We start from the raw sequence: 21,240 nt of genomic DNA on the forward strand, positions 1-21,240 counted from the left end.
GGCGCGGCGGCGCTTGCATTCACCTGCCGCCGGCCGCATTCCTGTTGCAACGAGCCTGCCGAGTACCGCCCGCATGACCGAATTCGTCGTCGCCATCCCGGCCCGCTATGCCGCATCGAGGCTGCCGGGCAAGCCGCTGCGCCTGCTGGGCGGTGAGCCGCTGGTCCTGCACGTGGCGCGCCGCGCGCTGCAGGCGGGTGCTGGCGAGGTCTGGGTCGCCACCGACGACCAGCGCATCGCCGACACGCTGTCCGGGCTGGCCGAAGTGAAGGTGGCGATGACCGCAACATCGCACGCGTCCGGCACCGACCGTCTGGCCGAGTGCGCGCGCATTGCCGGCTGGGCCGATGACACCGTGGTGGTGAACCTGCAGGGCGATGAACCCTTCGCGCCTGCGGCCGGTATCCGCGCAGTGGCCGACGCGCTGGTCGGCGGCAATGCGCCGATGTCGACCCTGGCCACCACCGTCGAGGACGCGCACACCCTGTTCGACCCGAACGTGGTCAAGCTGGTGCGCAACGTGCGCAACGAGGCGATGTACTTCAGCCGTGCGCCGATCGCCTGGCACCGCGATGGCTTCGCCCGCAGTCGCGACACCCTGCCGGACGGCCATGCCTGGCTGCGCCATATCGGCATCTATGGCTATCGCGCCGGCTTCCTGCAGCAGTTCGCGGGGATGCCGCCGGGCCAGCTGGAGCAGGTCGAGTCGCTGGAACAGCTGCGGGTGCTGGAAGCCGGCTATGCGATCAGCGTGGCGATCTCGCCCGAGCCGTTCCCGCCGGGCATCGATACCCCCGAGGACCTCGAGCGCGCCGAAGCGCTGCTGCAGGCGATGGCGGCGCGATGAAACTGCTGGTCGTCTGCCTCGGCAACATCTGCCGTTCGCCGATGGCCGAAGGTGCGCTGCGCGCACGCCTGGACGCCTCGCCGCTGGCCGGGCGGGTGCAGGTCGATTCGGCCGGTACCGGTGACTGGCACGTCGGTGAGCCACCGGACCGGCGCGCGATCGCCTGCGCGGCCGGGCACGGCGTGGACATTGGCGGCCTGCGTGCACGCCAGCTGCAGGCCGTGGATTTCGACCGCTTCGACTGGGTCCTGTGCGCCGACGAAGCCAATCTGCGTGATGCCGCCCGCCTGGCGACGCCCGCCCAGCGCGAGCGGCTGGCACTGTACCTGCCGTGGTCGGGCGGGCAGGGTCGGGTCGCGATCCCCGACCCTTACACCGGTGGCAACGATCACTTCGAACAGGTCTGGACGCTGGTCGACAATGCGGCAGAACGTGCCGTGGCACGACTGTTGCATGACGCCGACTCCGGCATAATCGGACCATGAACGTCCAGCCCGTCCCGGACCTGCCCGAGTTCGCCACCTGGCTCAACGCCACCCCCTGCACCCTGACCGAACTGCGCGGTCGGCCGGTGGCGTTGTTGTTCGTCAACGCCGCCTCTGCCTGGAGCGCCCAGCGGTTGGCCGAATTCGGCCAGTGGCTGTCACGCCACCCGGGCAAGCTGCAGCCGCTGGTGCTGCAGGTGCCGCGCTTTGATTTCGAGCGCGACCCGGGGGCCGCATTGAAGCTGCTGCGCCGGCAGGGCCTGACGATGCCGGTGCTGCTGGATGCCGACTGGGATGGCTGGCGTCGCTTTGGCATCAACGCCTGGCCAACGATGGTGCTGCTGGACGCGCAGGGCCGCGAGCAGCAACGGCTGGTCGGGCAGGGCGCGCCCGGTGAGCTTGAGCGTGCCTTGAACGCGCTGTGCCAGGGCGCCCCTTCGGCGCCGCCGCGGGGAGGCAGCGAACTGCATCCGGAGCCGCGCCAGGCCTTGCGTTTTCCGTTGGGGCTGGCCGTCAGCACCGAGCGCCTGTACATCGCCGACAGCGGCCATCACCGCATCCTCGAATGCAGCCATGGTGGCCGCATCCTGCGCCAGTTCGGGCTGGGTACCGCCGATTTCATGGATGGCAACCTTGCCGAGGCGGCGTTCCATCGACCGCAGGCGCTGGTCCTTGAACGCGACGCGCTGTACGTGGCTGATACCGGCAACCATGCGGTGCGACGCATCAACCTGCTCACCGGCATCGTCGACACGCTGTGCGGCAACGGCCGCCCCGGCGCGCCGGTGGAGGGCCCGGTCGCGCAGGCGCGGCAGGTATCGCTGGACCATCCGGTCGGCCTGGCCATCGCCGACAACCAGCTGCATATCGCCATGGCCGGCGACAACCGCATCTGGAGCTATCACCTGGGCCAGCGCAGCCTGCAGTGGCGTGCCGGCAGCGGTGCCATCGACGAGCGCGACGGCAGTGGCCACCTGGCCGCCTTCGCCCAGCCCACCGCGCTGGCGGTGGTGCAGCAGGTGCTGTACGTGGCCGACGCGCTGGGGTCCTCGATCCGTGCGCTGCAGCTGCGCGGCGACCTGGTGCAGACGCTGGTCGGGCAGGGACCCTGGCGCTTCGGCAATGAGGATGGCCCGCGCGCGCAGGCCCGCCTGCAGTTCCCGCAGGCGATTGCCTTGAGTCCGGACGCTCCGCTGCTGTGGATCGCCGACTCCGGCAATGGCCGTCTGCGCACGCTTCGCCTGGGCGGCGGCGAACTCACCACCCAGCCGCTGCCGCGTCGCCTGCAGGGCCCGGCCGGGCTGGCGGTGGGCGCCGGCGCGGTGTGGATCGCCGAGACCGATGCCCACGCCGTGCTGCGCCTGGACCCTGAAAGTGGCGTGCTCAGCGAAGTACCGATCAGCGAATGACCGACGTTCCCGCCCCGGCCTTTGATGGCAAGGCCTTCGCGGCCCATCTCAGCACCGCACCCGGCGTGTACCGCATGTACGCGGCCGACGACACCTTGCTGTACGTGGGCAAGGCGCGTGCACTGCGCAACCGCGTCGGCAGCTATTTCAATGGCAGCCCGAAGAACGCGCGGATCATGTCGATGATCTCGCAGATCGCGCGCATGGACGTCACTGTCACGCGCTCGGAAGCCGAGGCGCTCCTGCTGGAAAACCAGCTGATCAAGTCGTTGTCGCCGCGCTACAACGTTTCCTTGCGCGACGACAAGACCTACCCGCATGTGCTGCTGACCCGCGAGGACTGGCCGCGCATCGCGCTGCATCGCGGCCCGCGTGCCATTCCCGGCCGCTATTTCGGGCCGTACCCGGGTGTCACTGCGGTACGCGAGACGCTCAACCTGATGCACAAGCTGTTCAAGCTGCGCAGCTGCGAAGACAGCGTGTTCCGCAATCGTTCGCGACCGTGCCTGCAGTACCAGATCGGTCGCTGCAGCGCGCCTTGCGTGGAGCTGGTGGCGCCCAGCGAATATGCCGAGTCGGTGCGTCGTGCCGCGCTGTTCCTGGAAGGCAAGAGCGATGAGTTGACCCGCGAGCTGGGCGAGCAGATGCAGGTGGCCAGCGAGGCGTTGGAATTCGAACAGGCCGCACGCCTGCGCGACCTGATTTCCTCACTGCGCAGCATGCAGACCCGTCAGTACGTGGATGGCCGCGCCGCCGACCTGGACGTGCTGGCGGTGGCCATGCAGGGCTCGCAGGCCTGTGTGCTGCTGCTGGCGTTCCGTGATGGGCGCAACCTGGGCACCCGTCCGTTCTTCCCGCGCACCAATGGCGAGGAAAGCCCCGAGGAAGTGCTGGCCGCGTTCGTCTCGCAGTACTACATCGAATTCGAGCCGCCGCGCGAGATCCTGCTGGATCGCGAGATTCCCGATGCCGACCTGCTGGTCGCCGCGCTGTCGGCCTCGGCCGAACGCAAGGTGCAGCTGAAGTGGAACGTGCGTGGCGAGCGTGCCGGCTACGTCGAACTTGCCAGCCGCAACGCGCAGCTGACCCTGGCCACCGAACTCAACAGCCGCAACGCGCAGCACGCGCGCAGCGACGCGCTGCGCGACATGCTGGGCCTGGCCGAGCCGGTCAAGCGGGTCGAGTGCTTCGACATCAGTCATACCCTCGGCGAAGCCACCGTGGCCTCCTGCGTGGTGTTCGATGCTGCTGGCCCGGTGCGCGCGCAGTACCGCCGCTTCAACATCAGCGGTATCGAGCCGGGCGATGACTACGCCGCCATGCGCCAGGCCATCGACCGCCGCTTCCGCCGTGCCGTGGAAGAGCAGGGCGTGCTGCCGGACGTGCTGCTGATCGACGGTGGCGCCGGCCAGCTGGCGCAGGCCCAGGCCGCACTGGCCGACCTGGGCGTGGAAGGCGTGCTGCTGGTGGGCGTGGCCAAGGGCGTGGAGCGCCGCGCCGGCCATGAAGCGCTGGTGATGCCCGACGGCCGCGAACTGCGCCCGGGCGCGGCCAATCCGGCGCTGCAGTTCATCCAGCAGGTGCGCGACGAGGCGCACCGCTTCGCCATCACCGGCCACCGCGGCCGCCGGCAGAAAGCGCGGATGACCAGCAAGCTGGAAGACATCCCCGGCATCGGGCCGCGTCGCCGTGCCAGCCTGCTCAAGCATTTCGGTGGCCTCGTGGGCCTGAAAGCTGCCGGCGAAGCGGAAATCGCCAAGGTGGAAGGCATCAATGACGCCCTCGCGGCGCGTATCTACGCTAACCTGCACGGGTTGGCCACGCCCGATGCGGCCGAGTAGAGAGAGAAGCACGCAAGCATGAAGTTGACCCTGCCCACCTGGCTGACGTTGTTGCGGATCGTGATGATCCCGGTGCTGGTGCTGGTGTTCTACCTGCCCTACACCTGGACCAACTTCGCTTCGGCGGCGATCTTCGGCCTGGCCGCGATCACCGACTGGCTCGATGGCTGGATTGCCCGCCGCTACCAGCTGGAATCGGCGTTCGGCGCCTTCCTCGACCCGGTCGCGGACAAGCTGATGGTGGCGGTGGCGCTGTTCCTGATCGTGCAGGGCCACCCGACGCCGTGGATGGCGTTCTGGGCGGCGGTGATCGTCGGCCGTGAGATCGCGGTGTCGGCGCTGCGCGAGTGGATGGCGGAGCTGGGCCAGCGTGCCAAGGTGCGCGTGGCGATGATCGGCAAGGTCAAGACCACCGCGCAGATGGTCGCGCTGCTGTGCCTGCTCTATTCGGTGGCACCGAACGTGCCAGTGGAAGACATCTGGATGGGCTGGCCGGTGTTCCACATCGGCGACTGGACCCTGGCGATTGCGGCGGTGCTGACGCTGTGGTCGGGCCTGCAGTACCTGCACGCCGCCTGGCCAAGCCTGCGCGAAGACGAACGCGCCGCACGCGAGCGCTCGCGGCAGAAGAAGCTGGGCAACGGTTGATCGGGCGCGACATCCACGCATGGCGTGGATCTACTGGAAATGCTGCATCCATGCCAGGCGTGGATACGCACTGCCAGGTGCCTCGCATACGCCAAAAAAACCGCTTGACGCCATTCCTGGAACAGGTAGAATTTCGCCTCCCAAGCGGGAATAGCTCAGTTGGTAGAGCGCAACCTTGCCAAGGTTGAGGTCGCGAGTTCGAGTCTCGTTTCCCGCTCCAGATTCAAGAAGAACGCTCCCGCAAGGGGGCGTTTTTCGTTTGCGTGCGCGCCACTGCGATCAATCATCGTCCTGTGCCGACGTGCGTGCGCGCATGCCGGTGATGCGCGCTTCCTCGCGTGCAACCTGGCGGTCGGCAAACCAGTCCTGCACATCGCCTGCAAAGCTCGCCGGGCGTCCCTTGCCCTGCACGCCCTCGGCAATCGACGCCAGGCTGGAACGCGCCAGTTCTTCGCGCATCGCCTTCTGCGCATTGATCATCACCGCGTGGATGCCGCACACGCCGCGGTTGGCCCAGCGCGGTGGGTTGCCATCGAACAGCGCGCAGCGCCCGCGGATCTCCTGGCAGTCGAACAGCGCCTTCTGCCCCTCAACGGCGTCGACCACGTCCAGCACGCTGATGTCCTCGGGCGCACGCGCCAGCTGGTAGCCGCCGCGGATGCCGCCGGTGGACTCGACGATGCCGGCTTTCTCCAGCTTCGGAAAGATCTTCGCCATGAAGGCTGCCGGCACGCCCTGCAGTTCGGCCAGGTCGCGGCTGCTGGGCCGCTGTTCCAGCGGCGGGACCAGCCAGAGCAGGCAGTGCAGGGCGTACTCGACGCCCGTTCCGATGTGGGCCATGGGACCGGTCCAGAAAAATGTAACGCGGACTATAGGGGCCTGAGTTACTGGCCGCAAGCGAGTGGTGCCCCATGCAGGGCATTGATTTCATTGGCGTTGTGGCTGGGGGAACGCGCACGGCAGGGGCGTGCTGGCCTGAACGGTCCGCCATCGACTGCTTGCGCCACATAACGCGGACTCATATGATCCGCGTTATGTGGCGTGCCGGCGCACCACATCACTCACGCCCCTGCCATCCACGCGCATGGGTGCCTGAATCTCATTTCCCAGAAGGACTTACCTCCGTGTCCAAACGCATTGTTGTCATCGGCGCCGGCTTTGCCGGCATGTGGAGCGCGCTGGCCGCCGCCCGTCTTCTCGATCAGGCCGCGCGCCATGATGTGCAGATCGTGCTGGTAGCGCCGTCCCCTGAGCTGCATGTGCGCCCACGCCTGTACGAAAAGGGGCCGGAGCGCATGAAGGCCCCGCTGCAGCCCATCTTCGATGCCGTCGGCGTGCACTACCTTGCCGGCCGCGTCGAGCACATCGATGTTGCCAACCAGCAGGTGCAGGTGGTGGGCCATGGTGCGGATGCCGCATCGCAGACGCTGCACTACGATCGCCTGGTGCTGGCCGCCGGCAGCCGCCTGAACTGCCCGCCGATTCCGGGCCTGCAGCAGCACGCCTTCAATGTCGATCAGATCGCCGACGCGGCGCGATTGCAGGTGCACCTGGAGCATCTTGCCGATCGCCCCGAAAACGCAGGACGCAACACGGTGGTGATCGCGGGTGCCGGCTTCACCGGTATCGAAACCGCAGCCGAAATGCCGGACCGCCTGCGCGACGTGCTCGGTGCCGATGCCGCAGTGAACGTCATCATGGTCGAGCGTGCCGAGGCCTTGGGTCCGGACCTCGGCGAAGGCCCACGGCCGGTCATCACCCAGGCCCTGACCGAGCTGGGCGTGTCGTGGCGGCTGGGTTCGGGCGTGGCCCACGTGGATGCCGAAGGCGTGACCCTCGAGAACGGTGAACGCATCGACGCCGCGACCGTCATCTGGACGGCCGGTGCACGTGCCAGCACCTTGGCCGCACAGATCCCCGGCCAGCACGACGCCGTGGGTCGCCTGCACGTCGATCGCACCCTCAAGGCGACGGGTGTCGACGCGGTATTCGCCACTGGCGACTGCGCGCACGCCGCCACGGACGACGATGGCAACGTAGCGATGATGTCCTGCCAGCACGCGATGAACCTGGGACGCTCGGCCGGCCACAATGCGGCCGCCGACCTGATCGGGGAGGCGATGATTCCCTACGCGCAGCCCAAGTACGTGACCTGCCTGGACCTGGGGCCGTGGGGCGCCGTCTACACCGAGGGCTGGGACCGCCAGGTGGTGCTTTTAGGTGCGGAGGCCAAGGCGCTGAAGACCCGCATCAACACCGAATGGATCTATCCGCCCAGTGGTGAGCGTGCGGAGATCCTGGCGTTGGCCGACCCGCTTCGCATCGTGGTTGCCTGACAGCGCCAGGACGTTCAGCAAGCACCGCTCCCTGAAGGGAGTGGTGCTCCTCATGGCGCAGCACGTGCAAAGCACCGCTTCATCCCCACTTCACCGTCACCCCATCGCCCCGCCATGCGCTGGCTTGAAGCTGCATCCCTGATTTCCAGCAGGCCTTGCAGCAATGCCCCACATTCCCTCCGCTTACGACCAGGACGTGGTCATCGTCGGCGCCAGTTTCGCCGGTGCCGCCTGTGCGCTGGCTGCTGCCCAGTACGGCCTGCGCGTGTGCGTGCTGGAACGCAAGGCCGATCCCGGCGAGCGCCTGCACACCACCGGCATCGTGGTGAAGGAAGCGATGGAACAGACGTGGCTGGGGCGTATGCCGGAGCACCTGCTGCAACGCGTCGCGGATGTGCGCCTGTACGCGCCCAACCTGCGCAACGTGCTGCTGACTGCACCCGGCTACTACTTCCTCACCACCGATACGCCGAACCTGATGCGCTGGCTGGCCAGCGAACTGCGTGCGAACGGCGTGGACCTGCACCTGCAACAGTCCTTCACCGGTGCCCGCCGCAGTGGCGAAGGTTGGGATGTGGAAGGAGTGGGGCGCTGCGCCTATCTGGTCGGTGCCGATGGCGCGCGTTCGCGCGTGGCCCAGCGCACCGGCCTCGGTCGGGTGCGTGACAACCTTTACGGCGTCGAACGCGAGTTCGCTGGCCTGCAATTGCCGCAGGGCGATGCATTGCATTGCTTCGTCAGCAAGCGCTTCGCACCGGGCTATATCGGCTGGGTCGCACAGAATCCGACGGGCCTGCAGGTGGGCCTGGCACTGCGCCATGACCCGGCACAGGTGCGGCCGCCGGATATCGATGGCTTCCTTGAGCACGTGCGCGATGTGGTCGGCATTCCGCCCGCCGCGCGGCCTTCGGCCACCCGCGCCGGGTTGGTGCCGTGCGGCCGGCCGGACGGCCCGATCACCGGCCCTGGCGTGATCCTGACCGGCGACGCCGCGGGCATCGTCTCGCCGCTCTCGGCCGGCGGTATCCACTCCTCGTGGCGGCATGGCTGGGCCGTGGGCGATGCCATAGGCCGGCATCTGCGCGGCACCGGCCCACAGCCGGAGCATGTGGCGCGGCAGGTGGCGCCGGCGTTCCATGGCAAGCGCCTGCTGCGCTGGGCGATGGATCATCTGCAGGCCGATTGGCCCCTCAACGTACTGCTGCATACGGCAGCCACGCGGCGCGTCGCCGAGCAGATCTACTTCCACCGTCGCGGTCTTCGCACGTGAAGGGAGCAGGCAGGGGCGCCCAAGCCAGGCCGCTTACGCCAAGTGAAAATTCCTGTTGACGCCGTGCAGCAATATCGACACAATAGCGCTCCTTCGACGCAGGTCGAACGAAATCTGCGGGAATAGCTCAGTTGGTAGAGCGCAACCTTGCCAAGGTTGAGGTCGCGAGTTCGAGTCTCGTTTCCCGCTCCAGATTCAGGAAAAACGCTCCCGCAAGGGGGCGTTTTTTCGTTTGTCGCGATGCTGGCTGCTGCAGTCGCCACAGCCGCGCCACGGCATCTTCATGGAAGGCGTGGTATCAGTGCGCCTGTGGGGAGATTCCGACATCAGTGTCGCAATCGGAATGGCGGGTCGCATCGGTCGTGGGGACGGCCGGACGCGTGAGCCGCGGGATGGGCTCCGGCAAGGCTCAATGGCTTGGAATGTGCACCAGCGTTCTGCGCGTCGCGCGCGCTGAAAGGCTGGCGAAAGGCCAGCATCAGCGTTGCCTGAACCGCACGCGTGTTGTGACGTTTTTCGGACCAATTCTCCATGTTCGCTCCACAATCGCACGGTAGCCTTCATGCTCCTTCTACACGTTGGCGGGCTGGTGGTCAGGCGTATCACTCCAGTGGCAGTGCCCAGGACCGGGCGCGGATCTTCCCTGCAGGCGGTGCTGCGCCCCGGCGCACTGCTGGCCAGCCTGGCCCTGGCAGGTTGCATGTCGGTGCCGGTGCCGGACCTGCCCGGCCGCACGCCCAGCGCCTGGACCCAGCTGCCACAGGGGCAGGGCGTGGCGGTGGACGCCAGGCAATGGTGGAAGGTGCTGGCCGACCCGGCGCTGGATGGCCTGGTGGACCAGGCCATTGCCGGCAACCTCGACCTGCAGCAGGCCACGCTGCGCCTGCAGGCGGTGCGGATCGTCGCCGGCACGTCGGACTCACGCTTCCTGCCGGAGATCTCGGCCAGCGCCAAGCAGGTGCAGGACGCCGCCGCCGTCGATACCTATTTCCATGCGGGCATTGAAGCGATCTGGGACCTGGGCCTGTTCGGTGCCGCCGAGAGTGCGCAGTTGAGCGCGCAGGCTTCGGCCGGCAATGCCGAGGCGCTGCGCAGTGCTGCGCAGGTTGCGGTGATCGCCGACGTGGTGCGCAGCTACCTGGATCTGACCGTGGCGCAGGCCCAGCAGGACCTGCTGGCCCGGCAGCAGGCGGTGGATGATCGCGGCGAGCAGTTGGCGCTGGTTCGCCAGCGCCTGCGCCTGGATGAGCCGGGCGAACTTGATCGGCTGCGGGCTCGCCAGGCAGCCACCCGCGCGGCCACGGCGCAGGCCAGCGAGAATGCGGACAATGCCGCCCGTGCATTGGCCCTGCTGCTGGGCCGCGATGGCCCGGACCCGGCCTGGCGTGCGTATCGCACGCCGCCGAAGCTGGGCGCATTCTCGCTGCAGCAGGTGCCGGCCGACCTGCTGCGTCACCGTCCGCAGATCCTGCTGGCCGAATCGGAAGTGATGCAGGCTGCGGCAAGCAAGGGTTCCGCGCGTGCCGCGATGTATCCGCGGGTCAGCCTCGGCGGTTCGATCCTGTACGCCTACAACCTCACCCAGAACGCCCGCTCCAATTCCGATTCCAGTCCCTCCATCGGCCCGTACATCGATATTCCGCTGTGGGATTGGGGCCAGCGCCGCGCGCGGTTCCATGCCGATGAGAAACAGCTGGATGCCGCGCTACTCGGCTACCGCAAGGCGGTGCTGGAAGGGGTGAGCGAAGTGGAAGGCGCACTGGGCAGCCTGGCACGCCAGGACAGCAGCATCCAGTCGCTGCGTGCGGCCAATGATGCCGCCGGCCAGCAGGTCAAGCGCCAGGCACGGCAGGTGCAGTTGGGCCTGTCCAGCGAATTCGATGGCCTCGACACCCAGCGCGCTGCGTTGTCTTCGCAGGCCGATCTGATCGGTGCGCAGGGCGCGCGCGTGCTGGCATTCGCCTCCCTGTATCGCGCACTTGGCGGCGCGCCGCTGCCCGTCGAGGGCGAGGGCGAACCGCAATGATCGCGCTGGCGAGGAAAACCCTGGCCTATGAGTGGCGCCGGTTCCTGCCGGTGGTGCTGGCGATGTGCTTCGCCGGCGTGCTGCTGATCGTGCAGGCGGCGCTGGTGCTGGGCATCTTCGGTACCGCCGCGATCTATGTGAAGGCATCCTCCGCCGACATATGGGCCGGTTTTCCCGGCACCCAGAGCGTCAACTACGGCCATGCAATCAGCGCGGACGTGGAAAGCCACCTGCGCATGGACCCGGATGTCACCCGCGTCGAACCCTACGAATGGGTCGATGGCGAATGGCGCTCCAGCGCGCAGGGTACCGGTAACGTGTCGGTCTACCTGTCCGGTATCTCCACCCAGGATGACGCGATGATGTTCGCGCGCATCCTGCCGGCCGACCTGCGCGCGCAGCTGCGCGAGCCGGGCGCGGTGATCGTCGACAGTGCCGATCTGGATACGCTGGGCGTGGACCTGCAGGACAACCGTGCCTGGATCAACGGCAAGGCGGTGCGCGTGGTTGCCGCACAGCCGGGGCTGCGCGGCCTTGGCGGCGTCAACGTGCTGGCGTCGCTGGATACCGCGCGTGCCATTGCCGGTACCGACCCGCATGAAGGCAGTACCTATTTCGTGGCGGGCCTGCGTTCGCCGGAGCTGGCCGACCGCGTGCGCGATCGTCTGGCCGCGTCGATGGGCCAGGCCACGCCGGTCGAGTTCTGGACGGCGCCCGAGTTTGCCAGCCGCTCGCAGCAGTACTGGCTGTTCGATACCGGCGCCGGCATCGCGGTGTTGTTCATGGCGGTCATCGTCTGCTTCGTCGGCGCGGTGATCACCAACCAGTCGTTTGCTTCGGTGGTGGCCGGCTCGGTGCGCGAATACGCCACGCTCAATGCGCTTGGCGCCGGCCGCTACGCGCTGGCGCGAGTGGTGTTCGAGCAGGCGCTGCTGATCGGTGGGGTCGGCATGTTGCTGGCGGCGGCGTTCAGCACCGTCGTGCTGTTGATCGCGCAGACCCAGCGCGTGCCGGTGCAGCTGACGCCGATGGTCATCATCGGCTGCGTGGTGCTGGTCGCGGTGATGGCCATGCTGTCCAGCATCATGGCGGTCCGCAGCGTGGTCCGCTCCGATCCATCGTTGCTGCTGCGTTGAGGGCCGGCCGATGACTTCCACACCCGCCGTCGCCCCGACCCTGCAGGCAGACGCACTGGAAAAGGGCTTCATGTCCGGCGATGTGCAGGTACCGGTGCTGCGCGGTCTGTCGCTGGACATCTACCCCGGCGAGCTGACCCTGGTGTCGGGCCCGTCCGGCTGCGGCAAGAGCACGCTGTTGTCGCTGCTGTCCGGCCTATCTTCACCCGATGGTGGCCGCGTGCATGCGCTGGGCCAGGATGTGGGTCACATGAGCCGTAGCGAGGTGGAGCGTTTCCGCCTGCACCATGTCGGCTTTGTGTTCCAGGGCTTCAACCTGTTCCCGGCGCTGACCGCGCTTGAGCAGGTGCAGCTGCCGCTGGGCTACCGTGGCATGAGCAATCGCGAAAGCGAGCCGCTGGCCCGCAGGGCGCTGGAAGAAGTCGGCCTCAGCCACCGCAGCCATATGCGCCCGGCGCAGCTGTCCGGCGGCGAGAAGCAGCGCGTTGCCGTCGCCCGCGCCTTCGCCAAATCACCGACGCTGATCTTCGCCGATGAACCCACCAGCGCGCTGGACGCCGAGAACGGCCAGCGCGTGATCGACATTCTGCATCGCTACGCACGTGCGCATGGCGCCACCGTGCTGTGCGTGAGCCACGATCCGCGCCTGATCCGGCATGCCGATCGGGTGATCGCCATGGAAGACGGCATGGTCCGTGATGACCGCCGCCAGAACGAAACTGTAGAGTCCGCCCCATGACCAAGACGTCGCACCTGCTTCCCCTCAGCCTGGCCCTGTCCGCGGCATTGCTGCTTGGCGCCTGTTCCAAAGACGCGCCCGCCCAGGCACCTGCAGGTAAGGGAAGCACTGCCACCGCCGGCAAGGTCGCGGTGGCACGCGGCATCATCGACGTCGAGGGTGGCCTGATCGCGCTGGCGCCGCCGGTGGATGGCTCGATCACCGCCGCGCCGGTGAAGGAGGGCGCCACGGTGAAGAAGGGACAGTTGCTGCTGTCGCTGGATGGTGCCCTGCTGCAGCAGGAGGTGGCGATGGCCACCGCCGATCTCGCCCTGGCCAATGACCGTCTGAAGGGCAGCCAGGCGCAGCTGCGCGAACTGGAGCGCAACGCCACCTGCCTGTCCACCGGCGCCAGCGAAGGCGTGTCGTCCAATCAGCAGGCCGACGCGGCCAGGCAGCAGCTGGCCGGCGTGCGCGCCGACGTCGACGTGGCCGGCGCGCAGGTCGACATGGCCCAGCACAAGCTGGAACACGCCAGACTGAAACTGCAGCAGATGTCGTTGAGCGCGCCCGAAGCCGGCACCGTGGTCGGCCAGGTGCCGGGCCTCGGCGCCTTCGTGCAGGCCGGCAAGCCAGCGATCTCGCTGCTGCCGGCACGCCCGCTGCAGGTGCGTGCAGAGCTGAGCGCCGCCTATGCCGACGCGGTGCAGGTGGGCATGAAGGCCACCGTGGTGCCGGACAGTGATGGCGCCGAGAACACCAGTGCGCTGCCGTCCGCACGCGTGGTGCGCATCAGCCCCGTGTTCGCGCAGGCACGCCTGCCCGAAGACGCAGGGCGCGGCGTGGCCAAGGTGGTGGAGTGCGTGCTGGAGTTCGACGGCGCGGCCAAGGCGCGCTTCGGCCAGCATGTGCGGGTGGAGTTCCGGAGGTAGGTGTCGGCCTCAGCTCCCGAGCCAGCGGCGTAGGCGCGGCCACAGCGAGGCCGGCACGATCACGAACTGCGCAAGCAGTAGGATGGCGCTGGCGGCAATCAACCAGAGCAGATGTACGGCGCGTACGGGTGATTGATGCATGGAGATCGCGCCCCAGTAGGCCGTCCAGGCCAGCCATGGAAAGATGCCGAGCTGCATTCGCAACCACAGGCGTCGGAACCTCCATGGCTGCACGATCAGGCCCATTGCAACGATCTCCGCCAGGATGATCAGTGCGAAGGAAATGACTGATCCTGTGGGATACGGCACGACTCCGGACACGATGTCAGGCTGCTGCCAATGATCCGGCTGGAAGCCGGCATGGATGAGCGCGGAAACCAGCAGCAGCCAGATGAGGAACACGAGCATCCAGAAGGCTGGGCAGGCGCGGAAAATGAGGGACAAGGGCACGATTCAGGCGGCCGTTGCTGGAGGATCCTCAACCTTCCTGGATTGGTCTGCCGCTATCCATGCAAAAGGTCCGAAAGATGAAACGGCAAAGCACTCGGACCCATTGCCTTACGGAACCGCAATCCGGGCCTTCTTCCTGGTGGAAAGGCGTCCGAGGACGCTGACCAGCGACACCCCGCCCAGTGCCAGCAGCAGCCCCACGTCCAGCAGCAGCAACCACAGCAGATGCATGCCGTGCACGGGTGGCTGGTGCATGGCCGACAGCATCCACGGCACCGACCACGCCAGCAGCAGGGCGAAGGCGATCAGCAGGCGCAGCCATAGCCTCTTCAGTTTCCAGGGCCGCACGATGAGTGCGGTCACCACCAGCTCCACCGTTCCCAGCAGCGCGAACACGATGACGCTGCTGGTGGGGTAGCGCGGCTCGATGCCTTCGAGGTGATGCAGCAGCCAGTAGTCCGGGGTGAAGCCGGCATTGACGAGCGCGGCGATCAGCGCCAGCCAGGTGAGCGAGACCAGCAGCCAGAACAGGCGGACGTAGCGTCTAGGCATCGGCGATGTCCGTGATGGGGCGTGAGGTTCCGAGCGACGAACAGCGCAGGCTTACCGCGATTGCGGCCAGTGCCAGCAGGCCGGGGCCGACGGTGAAATACAGCAGGCGCAGCGGGTGGTTGTGCATCAGCGTCCAGGTCGCGAACGCCAGCGGGATCGCCAGTACCAGCAGCTTCGCGAACAGTGGCCGCAGGGCTGCGATCAATGGCTGGGCGGCAAGGAACATCCAGAGCAGGTGGAACTGAGCGATGCCCAGGCCGATGTCGCGATGGGAGGTGAATCCGAAATGGTCGCGATAGGCGTTCATCCCCAGCGGGATCAGCGACCAGTACAGCAGTGCCACCAGCAGATGCAGCAGCAGGGCGATCAACAGGGGCTTGCCGCGAAGGAACATGGCCGAAGGGAACTGGGCGGGGCAGCGTACCCCAGCGCGGACGCCCGTGACCGCATCGTGTGAAGACTGTTGACGGCGTGAAGGAATTTGGACACAATAGCGCTCCTTCGACGCAGGTCGAAGAATCTGCGGGAATAGCTCAGTTGGTAGAGCGCAACCTTGCCAAGGTTGAGGTCGCGAGTTCGAGTCTCGTTTCCCGCTCCAGATTCTACAGGGCCCCGGTAGGGGCCTTGTTTTTCTCCCGCCACGGCAAGGCGGGGCACGTTGGGCCACAAGGCTTTGCGCGCAGTCAGAAAGGTGAAATCGCTGGTGTGTGTCCCGGATTTCCGGTACCATGTCGGCTTACGCGGGAATAGCTCAGTTGGTAGAGCGCAACCTTGCCAAGGTTGAGGTCGCGAGTTCGAGTCTCGTTTCCCGCTCCATGTTCCGACAGGCCCCATCTTGGGGTTTTGTCTTGTCAGGGCCCTGTTCCTGGCGCGCAGTACGTTGGCCTCATGGCAGAGTGGCTATGCACCGGATTGCAAATCCGTTTACAGCGGTTCGATTCCGCTTGAGGCCTCCAATTGAAAAGCCCTGACTCCGGTCAGGGCTTTTTTATTTCTGCGTAGCGCACCTGCGGCGTGGCCCTGCCAAACTTCATGTACGTCGCTGGGACTGGACTGCTAGGCTGACCACTGCGCATGAACGCCTGCAGGAACCAGGGATGTTGATCCGGCCACTGCAACACGACGACGCGGACACGCTGTGGGCGGCCCGCCTGCAGGCGCTGCGTGAATCACCCGCTGCGTTCCTTTCCACGCTGGCCGAGGCCAGCGGTGAGACCGCACAGGTGATGCGGACTCAACTCGATGACGCCCATACCCGTTACTTCGGCGCCTTTGACCAGGCACAGCTGGTTGGCTTCCTGCGCTATGTGCGGCCCGTACGTTTGTCACGGCGGCACACGGCGGAAATTCACAGCGTCCACGTGAGCGCAGGGCATCGTGGGCACGGAATCGCCCGGCAGCTGTTCCTTGGGGCATTTGCCGCCGCACGCGCGGAGGACATCGAGTCGCTCACCCTCACGGTGCTGGCAGACAACGCTGCCGCGCGCGGACTGTACGCGTCGCTGGGATTCATCGAATCCGGCACCGAGCCGCGCGCGGTGAAGCGCGATGGCCGCTACGTGGACATGGTGTCGTACTGGATTGCACTGGCCTGACGGCCGAGGGGGCCTGCGAAATGCCAGGACAGCCCGGCGGCACGTGCAGGCATCCCCGATCCGCCGTATCGTGCGTTGGTGATCCATTGCGAACCAGGGAGAGGTGAGGGATGAAGGGAATTCTGCTTGCGGTAGCCCTGATGGCGGGTAGCGCGCCGCTGGCGTCGGCCCAGGTCTACAAATGCAAGGGCGCATCCGGGGAAACGGTGTACAGCCAGAATCCGTGCGCGGCCGGTGCTGAGCCGATGAAGCTGCGGTCCACCCGTCCCTCGACCGAATCTGCGGGGGAGGCGTCGAACCGCGCCGCCGTGTACCAGAACACCGCGCTGGCGGACGCCGGTATCGCCGAGCGCAACTGCGTGCAGGGCGAGCGCTCCCGCATCTACGGCCCGTTGGAGTCACGCAGCCAACAGGTGGGCCGCCAGATCGCTGAATTGAACCGGCAACTGGCTACGGCCGGCACCAACCTCGCTGGTGCCACCCAGGATTCAGGCATTCGTGCACAGATCGCCAGCCTGCAGCAGTCGATGAGTGCGGAGCGGGTTGCGGCGGACACCCAGATGTCGAACGCACGCGAGCAGTGCGCTGCGACCCGCCGCGAGCGGGAGCGCTCGGTGCGCGACACGTTCAGCAACACGCCCGCGACCACGCGCTGATCCGCCCGCTACGCCGGAGCCCGCTCCGGCGTCTGCGCCCGGAAGTTGCGCGCGACGGGTTCGCCGACGCCCAGGTAGTGCCGGAACAGATAGATCAGCGGTTTCCAGCGTGCCACGTCAATATGCTGCGTGCCGGCCTGGGTGATGTCCTCATGGGCATGCACGCAACGGATCCGCCCCTCGGCAATCACGAAGCCCTGCCCATCGTCATCGCTTGGGGGCTGCATTGCCATCATCGTGACTTCCACTTGCAACGGGCATTCGGCAATCGTCGCAGGTGCCACCTGCACGGACGGCACGCTGCTGAAGCCGCCCAACGCGAATTTGTCGCGGACATGCACATAGCCCATCGCCTGCTTGGCATCGGGCACCGGGTCACGCCCGGTCGCGCGTGCGATGGCTTCCACCTGCGCGGCCTGGGTGTGGCACGGGAAGTTCAACACGCACTCGTTGCGCAGCTGAAGGTTGCGATAGCCCTGGCCCTGCGTTCCCAGGCCCAGCACCACCCGGTTGCCCAGCGCCCAGAACGAAGAGAGCGGGCTGATGTTGCTGCTGCCGTCTGGATTGAGCGTGGTCATCAGCAGTACCGGCGTGCCTGGGTACAGGACCGAGGGGGTGATGCGTCGGCGTCGGATCGAAGGGCGGGTCACAGCAGTTCTCGCGTGAAACGGGACGGCCACTGTGCGCCGGGGAAGGCGGATGATGCTTCGGCCTGCATCGAACTGTCGGCCGGGCCTTGCATGCCACAATGCCGGCATGGTCCACACCCCCGGTTCCCTTGTCAGTGTCGGCGCCCTGGTCGGTGACCAGGCACGCGCCGCGATGCTGCTGCAGCTGATGGATGGCCGCGCCTACACCGCGATGGAACTGGCACGGGTGGCCGGGGTGACGCCGCAGACGGCGAGCACGCATCTGCGTCGCCTGATCGAAGGCGATCTGCTGGTCGCCATCCCACAGGGCCGCCATCGCTACCATCGGCTGGCGTCCACCGAGGTCGCCGACATGCTGGAAGGTATCCTGCGGGTTGCCGGCCGCACGCCGTCCTGCACCGCTGCTGCGTCGCGCAGCATGCCGGCGTTGCGCGAGGCGCGCTCGTGCTACCGGCACCTGGCCGGTGTACATGCCGTGGCCATTGCCGAACGCCTGCTGCAGGCCGGGCACCTTTTGCCGCGTGATGGCTACTGGCAAGTGACTCTGGAGGGCGCCGAGTTCCTGAAGGCGCTCGGCCAGCCGCTGGCCGAGGTGCTGCAACGCCCCGCGACCGGCAAGCCCGCACGCTATTGCCGCGGTTGCCTGGATTGCACGGAGCGGCGCCCGCATCTGGCCGGACTGGTCGGTGAGGCGATGCTGGACAGCTTCGTGAAGAATGACTGGCTGCGGCGCGTTGAAGGCCGGCGCGAACTTCGGCTGACACCGCCCGGGCGCGAGGCGCTGTGGAAGCGGTTTGGCCTGCCAACCTGAGCGGCGCTGGTCAGTCTCATCCGCCCGCGACATGGGGAGGCGCTATGGTCAGGTTCCAAGTCTTAGGGAGCTGCAATGGCGAGCAAGGACATGATGGACCGCAATACGCCGCCGGAATGCCGGCGATGAGCAAATCGGCTGCGGAAGTACGCTGGTTGACGTTCCGGCTGATGAACGGCCAGTCGATTGGGCCCGACCGGTTGAAGGATGGATGGGTGATCGCTTCGGAGACCCGGCACTGCGGGGTGCGCCGCGAGGCCATCGAAGGTGCGGGCGTGGTCTACGCGCTGTACGCACCGGCCAATCTGGCCTCGCCGCGCCGCGCGGAAATGCGCATGCGCGAGTTCCTGATGAGTTCGGGTTACACCTTCACCATGGGCACGCTGGGCGGCTGACGCCGCCCGTTGCGTTTACGGGCGCACCGTCAGCGCCTGGCCGAGTGTTCCGATCGGGCCGCGCGCATCATGCAGCACGGTGCTGGTCAGGCCGATGCCCTGGCGGCCGAACGACACCGACGTGTCGAAGCCCAGCCACTCGCCTTCGGGCACGCCGAACAGGTGAGCGGTGAGATCCAGGTTCGGGAACGCCACCTCCTTCGGATCAGCACGTACCGCCATGCCGTTGGACAGGTCGAACAGCGTCGCGGCGCGGGCCAATGGGCTGACCGTCTCGCTATCCAGCAGCGGCTGTGTTGCGCGTGCCCAGTAGGTTGCGCGGCCGGGGCCCTGGTCGTGGCGACGGATCTCGATGCTCTGGATGAAGCCACCGGGCCAGACCGTGCCCGGGTCCCACGCCGGCATCGATTCCGGTGGAGCAATGCCTGGAATCGGCGTGCCGGCGATGGCCGCGGTGTCGTTCGGGCGCATCAACCAGGCGCGCGCGCGCAGAGCCGGGCGATCGTCATGCCGCAGCGTGGCCTCGACCAGTTCGATGGTGCGGCCGCTTCGCAGCACCTGTACGTCGGCCTCCATCGCTTCGATCGGAATGGTGCCGAGGATGTCGTAGGACAGGCGCGCGATCAGGAAGCCATGGCCACGCGCCGCGGCATCACGCTCCAGGTGGTGGGCGAGCAGGCCGATCGCCGGCGCGATGTGCTGCTCGCGGATGTTCCAGGCGCCGCCGGTATGTTCGGTCGGCAGGTAGCGGGTCTCGCTCAGTCGTTCGAAGAAGGCCATCGAGTGCGTTGCTTCAGCAGGGAAGGAAGGCGGCAGGAACTCCACCGGTCTCTGCATCGTAAGCGTTCGGCACCGCGGCGGGCAGAGCCGGCCCCCGCAGGAGCCGGCCGGATGCCGGTCAGGGAGAAGGGCAATCCATTTCACGGCACAGGCGGTACTCGGCGTCGCATTGTTCGGAAGTCTTGCCCAACGGTCCATGTGTCGCCCGCAGGCACTGCTCGTATTTCAGCGTGCAGAAGTCGCAAGAGTCAGCGGCGAAGGCCAGGCCGGTCACGGCCATGCCAAGGAACATCACGGTCTTCAAGGTCGTCTTGATCATCACGTCAGTCCTTTGTCTGCCCATCAATGGGCGGGGCTACCATAGCAGTCCTTCCAGCGCGGCCTTGACGCACCGCGACACGCATTGTTTTCACCGCTGTGCAGCCTTCAACGCCTCGACCACCTCGGCTTCAGAGAAGCCGCAATGCCCTTCGCCCGCCGCAGGCAACACCCGTGGCAAGGGCCGTGCGCCGGCGCGCGCGGCCAGCTGCGGATACACCGCCTGCATGCGCGGCACGATGGTGGGATCGTTGTGGTTGAACTGGATCACCAGCGGTCGCTTCAAGGCGCCGCTCAGTGCCAGCGTCGCGCGGACATCGGCCTGCGCGGCAGGCACGGCGTCGACACGCTGCACACCGGCATTGAACGCCGTATCGTCACCGAAGCCGCGGTAGACCACGCCCCTGTTGCCCACCGGCATGCCGCCACTGCGCGTGGCCAGTTCGTGCAGGACCAGCGCGTGCAGGCTGATCGTACCGGCCAGCGCATCCGTAGAGACCTGCAACTGCCTGGCCAGCACGGCGGCATGTTCCGGGTCCCGCTGCAGCGCGGTGGCAATGCCTTGATACAGGGCCGCCTGTGACAGCGCGGCCGCTTCCGGCGAGGCCAGCCCGGTGGTCGGCAGGCCGTCTGCGTGGGGGAAGAAGTAATCGAACGCGACGAGCGTGGTCAGCAGGTCGGCGGCGATCTGCTCGCCACTGAGGTTGGCGCCGCACAGCGAGGCGCCCCCTGCGTAGTGCTGTGGATACCGCTCGAGGCTGGCGATGGCCACCGCACCGCCCATCGAGAACCCTAGCAGCCAAGTGTGGCGCACGCGCTTGAGTTCGTGCAGCGCCTGCCGGCGCAGGCGCTCCATGTCGGTGATCGCGTCGGCCACGGCCCAGCCCTGGCTGGAATACGCGCTCTGCGCGACGGCGTAACCGGCGGCCAGCAGTGTTGCGGTGCTGTCGTTGGCGGCCATCGGGGTGGTGCGCGGCACGCCCACCGGCTCATAGCCATGCGCCAGCATCACCAGGTCGCCGTTCCAGCTGGCCGGCACGTCCAGGCGCCACGGCGCTCCCTGCAGTTCGCCACTGAGCGCGCGTGGTGCAGTCGCTGGTGCGGCCAGCAACGATGTCGACGGCAGCAGCAGGCCGAGAGCGATGGCGCAACGAAGCAAGCAACGCATCATGGTCGTTCCATCCGGGAATGGCGCCGAGCATAGATGCCCCGGGAATGTTGCGCGCGCTGCATTGCCGCAGGGAAGTGCCGGTCGGTCGCGCGGTCGTCACGGCCATGCAGCCTTCGCGGCACTTCCAGGTAGGGCCGCCGGCCGGTTCGCCCAATGACGTGGTGAATCCGATACGATCCGTCGTATTGAAGCAGTGCCGCTTGATCTGGAGTCC

General features: G+C 67.2%; 23 protein-coding genes and 5 tRNA genes. 20 read left to right on the forward strand and 8 right to left on the reverse strand.

Going from position 1 to position 21,240, the window contains the following annotated elements; genetic code table 11:
- Positions 1-73: 73 nt before the first annotated feature.
- From kdsB to VN11_RS07605, 6 genes are all read left to right on the forward strand, one after another.
- A complete protein-coding gene (gene kdsB, locus VN11_RS07580; RefSeq protein ID WP_053449304.1) occupies positions 74-847 on the forward strand; it encodes a 3-deoxy-manno-octulosonate cytidylyltransferase in 774 nt (257 codons plus the stop codon).
- On the forward strand, positions 844-1,332 hold the full coding sequence (locus VN11_RS07585) for a low molecular weight protein-tyrosine-phosphatase (RefSeq protein ID WP_053449305.1): 489 nt from the start codon (positions 844-846) through the stop codon (positions 1,330-1,332). The genes kdsB and VN11_RS07585 overlap by 4 nt, the downstream gene beginning before the upstream one ends.
- Positions 1,329-2,741: a hypothetical protein gene (locus VN11_RS07590; protein WP_053449306.1), complete on the forward strand. Its 1,413-nt coding sequence runs from the start codon at positions 1,329-1,331 to the stop codon at positions 2,739-2,741. Before VN11_RS07585 ends, VN11_RS07590 begins: the two co-directional genes overlap by 4 nt.
- A complete protein-coding gene (gene uvrC / locus VN11_RS07595) occupies positions 2,738-4,582 on the forward strand; it encodes an excinuclease ABC subunit UvrC (RefSeq protein ID WP_053449307.1) in 1,845 nt (614 codons plus the stop codon). The genes VN11_RS07590 and uvrC overlap by 4 nt, the downstream gene beginning before the upstream one ends.
- 18 nt (positions 4,583-4,600) lie before the next feature.
- On the forward strand, positions 4,601-5,230 hold the full coding sequence (gene pgsA / locus VN11_RS07600) for a CDP-diacylglycerol--glycerol-3-phosphate 3-phosphatidyltransferase (RefSeq protein ID WP_053449308.1): 630 nt from the start codon (positions 4,601-4,603) through the stop codon (positions 5,228-5,230).
- Positions 5,231-5,374: 144 nt separating this feature from the next.
- Positions 5,375-5,450: transfer RNA gene (locus tag VN11_RS07605), tRNA-Gly, on the forward strand.
- A gap of 59 nt (positions 5,451-5,509) precedes the next feature.
- Here the strand turns inward: VN11_RS07605 and VN11_RS07610 are convergent.
- Positions 5,510-6,070 carry an RrF2 family transcriptional regulator gene (locus VN11_RS07610; protein ID WP_053449309.1) on the reverse strand — a complete coding sequence of 187 codons (561 nt, stop codon included), beginning with the start codon at positions 6,068-6,070 and terminating at the stop codon, positions 5,510-5,512.
- Positions 6,071-6,354: 284 nt separating this feature from the next.
- On the opposite strand from VN11_RS07610, the gene VN11_RS07615 reads away from it, so the two are divergent.
- The 7 genes from VN11_RS07615 (at position 6,355) to VN11_RS07645 (ending at position 13,648) form a co-directional block, all read left to right on the forward strand.
- Positions 6,355-7,566, forward strand: coding sequence for an NAD(P)/FAD-dependent oxidoreductase (locus tag VN11_RS07615; protein WP_053449310.1), 1,212 nt, complete (start codon positions 6,355-6,357; stop codon positions 7,564-7,566).
- Between the two features lie 163 nt (positions 7,567-7,729).
- Positions 7,730-8,836, forward strand: a complete 1,107-nt coding sequence (locus VN11_RS07620; RefSeq protein ID WP_053449311.1) for an NAD(P)/FAD-dependent oxidoreductase — start codon at positions 7,730-7,732, stop codon at positions 8,834-8,836.
- 116 nt (positions 8,837-8,952) lie between these two features.
- A tRNA-Gly gene (locus VN11_RS07625) sits at positions 8,953-9,028 on the forward strand.
- Between the two features lie 370 nt (positions 9,029-9,398).
- Positions 9,399-10,862: an efflux transporter outer membrane subunit gene (locus tag VN11_RS07630; RefSeq protein WP_053449312.1), complete on the forward strand. Its 1,464-nt coding sequence runs from the start codon at positions 9,399-9,401 to the stop codon at positions 10,860-10,862.
- Complete coding sequence (locus tag VN11_RS07635) at positions 10,859-11,998, forward strand: ABC transporter permease (protein WP_053449313.1); 1,140 nt, start codon at positions 10,859-10,861, stop codon at positions 11,996-11,998. The genes VN11_RS07630 and VN11_RS07635 overlap by 4 nt, the downstream gene beginning before the upstream one ends.
- Positions 11,999-12,008: 10 nt before the next feature.
- Positions 12,009-12,737 (forward strand): ABC transporter ATP-binding protein, encoded by a 729-nt coding sequence (locus VN11_RS07640; RefSeq protein ID WP_053449314.1) that lies wholly within the window; start codon positions 12,009-12,011, stop codon positions 12,735-12,737.
- Entirely contained in the window at positions 12,734-13,648 is a 915-nt protein-coding gene (locus VN11_RS07645) for an HlyD family secretion protein (protein WP_053449315.1), read from the forward strand. The genes VN11_RS07640 and VN11_RS07645 overlap by 4 nt, the downstream gene beginning before the upstream one ends.
- A gap of 9 nt (positions 13,649-13,657) precedes the next feature.
- Here VN11_RS07645 and VN11_RS07650 read toward each other — a convergent pair whose 3' ends face one another.
- The 3 genes from VN11_RS07650 to VN11_RS07660 form a co-directional block, all read right to left on the reverse strand.
- On the reverse strand, positions 13,658-14,092 hold the full coding sequence (locus tag VN11_RS07650) for a hypothetical protein (RefSeq protein WP_148564949.1): 435 nt from the start codon (positions 14,090-14,092) through the stop codon (positions 13,658-13,660).
- A 114-nt stretch (positions 14,093-14,206) separates the two neighbouring features.
- Positions 14,207-14,650 (reverse strand): hypothetical protein, encoded by a 444-nt coding sequence (locus VN11_RS07655; RefSeq protein ID WP_053449317.1) that lies wholly within the window; start codon positions 14,648-14,650, stop codon positions 14,207-14,209.
- On the reverse strand, positions 14,643-15,044 hold the full coding sequence (locus VN11_RS07660; protein WP_053449318.1) for a hypothetical protein: 402 nt from the start codon (positions 15,042-15,044) through the stop codon (positions 14,643-14,645). The genes VN11_RS07655 and VN11_RS07660 overlap by 8 nt, the downstream gene beginning before the upstream one ends.
- 128 nt (positions 15,045-15,172) lie before the next feature.
- Here VN11_RS07660 and VN11_RS07665 point away from each other — a divergent pair.
- The 5 genes from VN11_RS07665 (at position 15,173) to VN11_RS07685 (ending at position 16,901) form a co-directional block, all read left to right on the forward strand.
- Positions 15,173-15,248: transfer RNA gene (locus VN11_RS07665), tRNA-Gly, on the forward strand.
- 142 nt (positions 15,249-15,390) lie between these two features.
- Positions 15,391-15,466: transfer RNA gene (locus VN11_RS07670), tRNA-Gly, on the forward strand.
- Positions 15,467-15,532: 66 nt separating this feature from the next.
- A tRNA-Cys gene (locus VN11_RS07675) sits at positions 15,533-15,606 on the forward strand.
- A gap of 141 nt (positions 15,607-15,747) precedes the next feature.
- Positions 15,748-16,245 (forward strand): GNAT family N-acetyltransferase, encoded by a 498-nt coding sequence (locus VN11_RS07680; RefSeq protein WP_053449319.1) that lies wholly within the window; start codon positions 15,748-15,750, stop codon positions 16,243-16,245.
- Positions 16,246-16,355: 110 nt separating this feature from the next.
- A complete protein-coding gene (locus VN11_RS07685) occupies positions 16,356-16,901 on the forward strand; it encodes a DUF4124 domain-containing protein (protein ID WP_053449320.1) in 546 nt (181 codons plus the stop codon).
- Positions 16,902-16,909: 8 nt separating this feature from the next.
- Here the strand turns inward: VN11_RS07685 and VN11_RS07690 are convergent, their stop codons facing one another.
- Complete coding sequence (locus VN11_RS07690; RefSeq protein WP_053449321.1) at positions 16,910-17,551, reverse strand: flavin reductase family protein; 642 nt, start codon at positions 17,549-17,551, stop codon at positions 16,910-16,912.
- Between the two features lie 106 nt (positions 17,552-17,657).
- On the opposite strand from VN11_RS07690, the gene VN11_RS07695 reads away from it, so the two are divergent.
- Both VN11_RS07695 and VN11_RS07700 read left to right on the forward strand, forming a co-directional pair.
- Positions 17,658-18,362, forward strand: coding sequence for an ArsR/SmtB family transcription factor (locus VN11_RS07695; protein WP_053449322.1), 705 nt, complete (start codon positions 17,658-17,660; stop codon positions 18,360-18,362).
- 125 nt (positions 18,363-18,487) lie between these two features.
- Positions 18,488-18,757, forward strand: coding sequence for a hypothetical protein (locus VN11_RS07700; RefSeq protein ID WP_008267735.1), 270 nt, complete (start codon positions 18,488-18,490; stop codon positions 18,755-18,757).
- A gap of 15 nt (positions 18,758-18,772) precedes the next feature.
- On the opposite strand, the gene VN11_RS07705 is transcribed toward VN11_RS07700, so the two are convergent.
- From VN11_RS07705 to VN11_RS07715, 3 genes are all read right to left on the reverse strand, one after another.
- Positions 18,773-19,537, reverse strand: coding sequence for a thioesterase family protein (locus VN11_RS07705; protein ID WP_053449323.1), 765 nt, complete (start codon positions 19,535-19,537; stop codon positions 18,773-18,775).
- A gap of 118 nt (positions 19,538-19,655) precedes the next feature.
- Positions 19,656-19,856 carry a hypothetical protein gene (locus VN11_RS07710; protein ID WP_053451276.1) on the reverse strand — a complete coding sequence of 67 codons (201 nt, stop codon included), beginning with the start codon at positions 19,854-19,856 and terminating at the stop codon, positions 19,656-19,658.
- Positions 19,857-19,946: 90 nt separating this feature from the next.
- The gene (locus VN11_RS07715; RefSeq protein ID WP_053451277.1) at positions 19,947-21,023 is read right to left on the reverse strand and encodes an alpha/beta hydrolase family protein; all 1,077 of its coding nucleotides are present in this window, start codon (positions 21,021-21,023) and stop codon (positions 19,947-19,949) included.
- Positions 21,024-21,240 lie beyond the last annotated feature (217 nt).

The sequence above is a fragment of the Stenotrophomonas maltophilia genome (assembly GCF_001274595.1).
Lineage (GTDB): Bacteria > Pseudomonadota > Gammaproteobacteria > Xanthomonadales > Xanthomonadaceae > Stenotrophomonas > Stenotrophomonas forensis.

Bases quoted from the DNA above. Each gene is read 5' to 3' on its own strand.
- VN11_RS07710 (WP_053451276.1), bottom strand. From the start codon at position 19,856: ATGATCAAGACGACCTTGAAGACCGTGATGTTCCTTGGCATGGCCGTG.
- VN11_RS07645 (WP_053449315.1), top strand. From the start codon at position 12,734: ATGACCAAGACGTCGCACCTGCTTCCCCTCAGCCTGGCCCTGTCCGCG.
- VN11_RS07585 (WP_053449305.1), top strand. From the start codon at position 844: ATGAAACTGCTGGTCGTCTGCCTCGGCAACATCTGCCGTTCGCCGATG.
- VN11_RS07635 (WP_053449313.1), top strand. From the start codon at position 10,859: ATGATCGCGCTGGCGAGGAAAACCCTGGCCTATGAGTGGCGCCGGTTC.
- VN11_RS07700 (WP_008267735.1), top strand. From the start codon at position 18,488: ATGAGCAAATCGGCTGCGGAAGTACGCTGGTTGACGTTCCGGCTGATG.
- VN11_RS07695 (WP_053449322.1), top strand. From the start codon at position 17,658: ATGGTCCACACCCCCGGTTCCCTTGTCAGTGTCGGCGCCCTGGTCGGT.
- VN11_RS07610 (WP_053449309.1), bottom strand. From the start codon at position 6,070: ATGGCCCACATCGGAACGGGCGTCGAGTACGCCCTGCACTGCCTGCTC.
- VN11_RS07640 (WP_053449314.1), top strand. From the start codon at position 12,009: ATGACTTCCACACCCGCCGTCGCCCCGACCCTGCAGGCAGACGCACTG.
- VN11_RS07705 (WP_053449323.1), bottom strand. From the start codon at position 19,537: ATGGCCTTCTTCGAACGACTGAGCGAGACCCGCTACCTGCCGACCGAA.
- VN11_RS07620 (WP_053449311.1), top strand. From the start codon at position 7,730: ATGCCCCACATTCCCTCCGCTTACGACCAGGACGTGGTCATCGTCGGC.
- VN11_RS07655 (WP_053449317.1), bottom strand. From the start codon at position 14,650: ATGCCTAGACGCTACGTCCGCCTGTTCTGGCTGCTGGTCTCGCTCACC.
- VN11_RS07660 (WP_053449318.1), bottom strand. From the start codon at position 15,044: ATGTTCCTTCGCGGCAAGCCCCTGTTGATCGCCCTGCTGCTGCATCTG.
- uvrC (WP_053449307.1), top strand. From the start codon at position 2,738: ATGACCGACGTTCCCGCCCCGGCCTTTGATGGCAAGGCCTTCGCGGCC.
- VN11_RS07590 (WP_053449306.1), top strand. From the start codon at position 1,329: ATGAACGTCCAGCCCGTCCCGGACCTGCCCGAGTTCGCCACCTGGCTC.
- VN11_RS07685 (WP_053449320.1), top strand. From the start codon at position 16,356: ATGAAGGGAATTCTGCTTGCGGTAGCCCTGATGGCGGGTAGCGCGCCG.
- VN11_RS07680 (WP_053449319.1), top strand. From the start codon at position 15,748: ATGTTGATCCGGCCACTGCAACACGACGACGCGGACACGCTGTGGGCG.
- VN11_RS07715 (WP_053451277.1), bottom strand. From the start codon at position 21,023: ATGCGTTGCTTGCTTCGTTGCGCCATCGCTCTCGGCCTGCTGCTGCCG.
- pgsA (WP_053449308.1), top strand. From the start codon at position 4,601: ATGAAGTTGACCCTGCCCACCTGGCTGACGTTGTTGCGGATCGTGATG.
- kdsB (WP_053449304.1), top strand. From the start codon at position 74: ATGACCGAATTCGTCGTCGCCATCCCGGCCCGCTATGCCGCATCGAGG.
- VN11_RS07630 (WP_053449312.1), top strand. From the start codon at position 9,399: ATGCTCCTTCTACACGTTGGCGGGCTGGTGGTCAGGCGTATCACTCCA.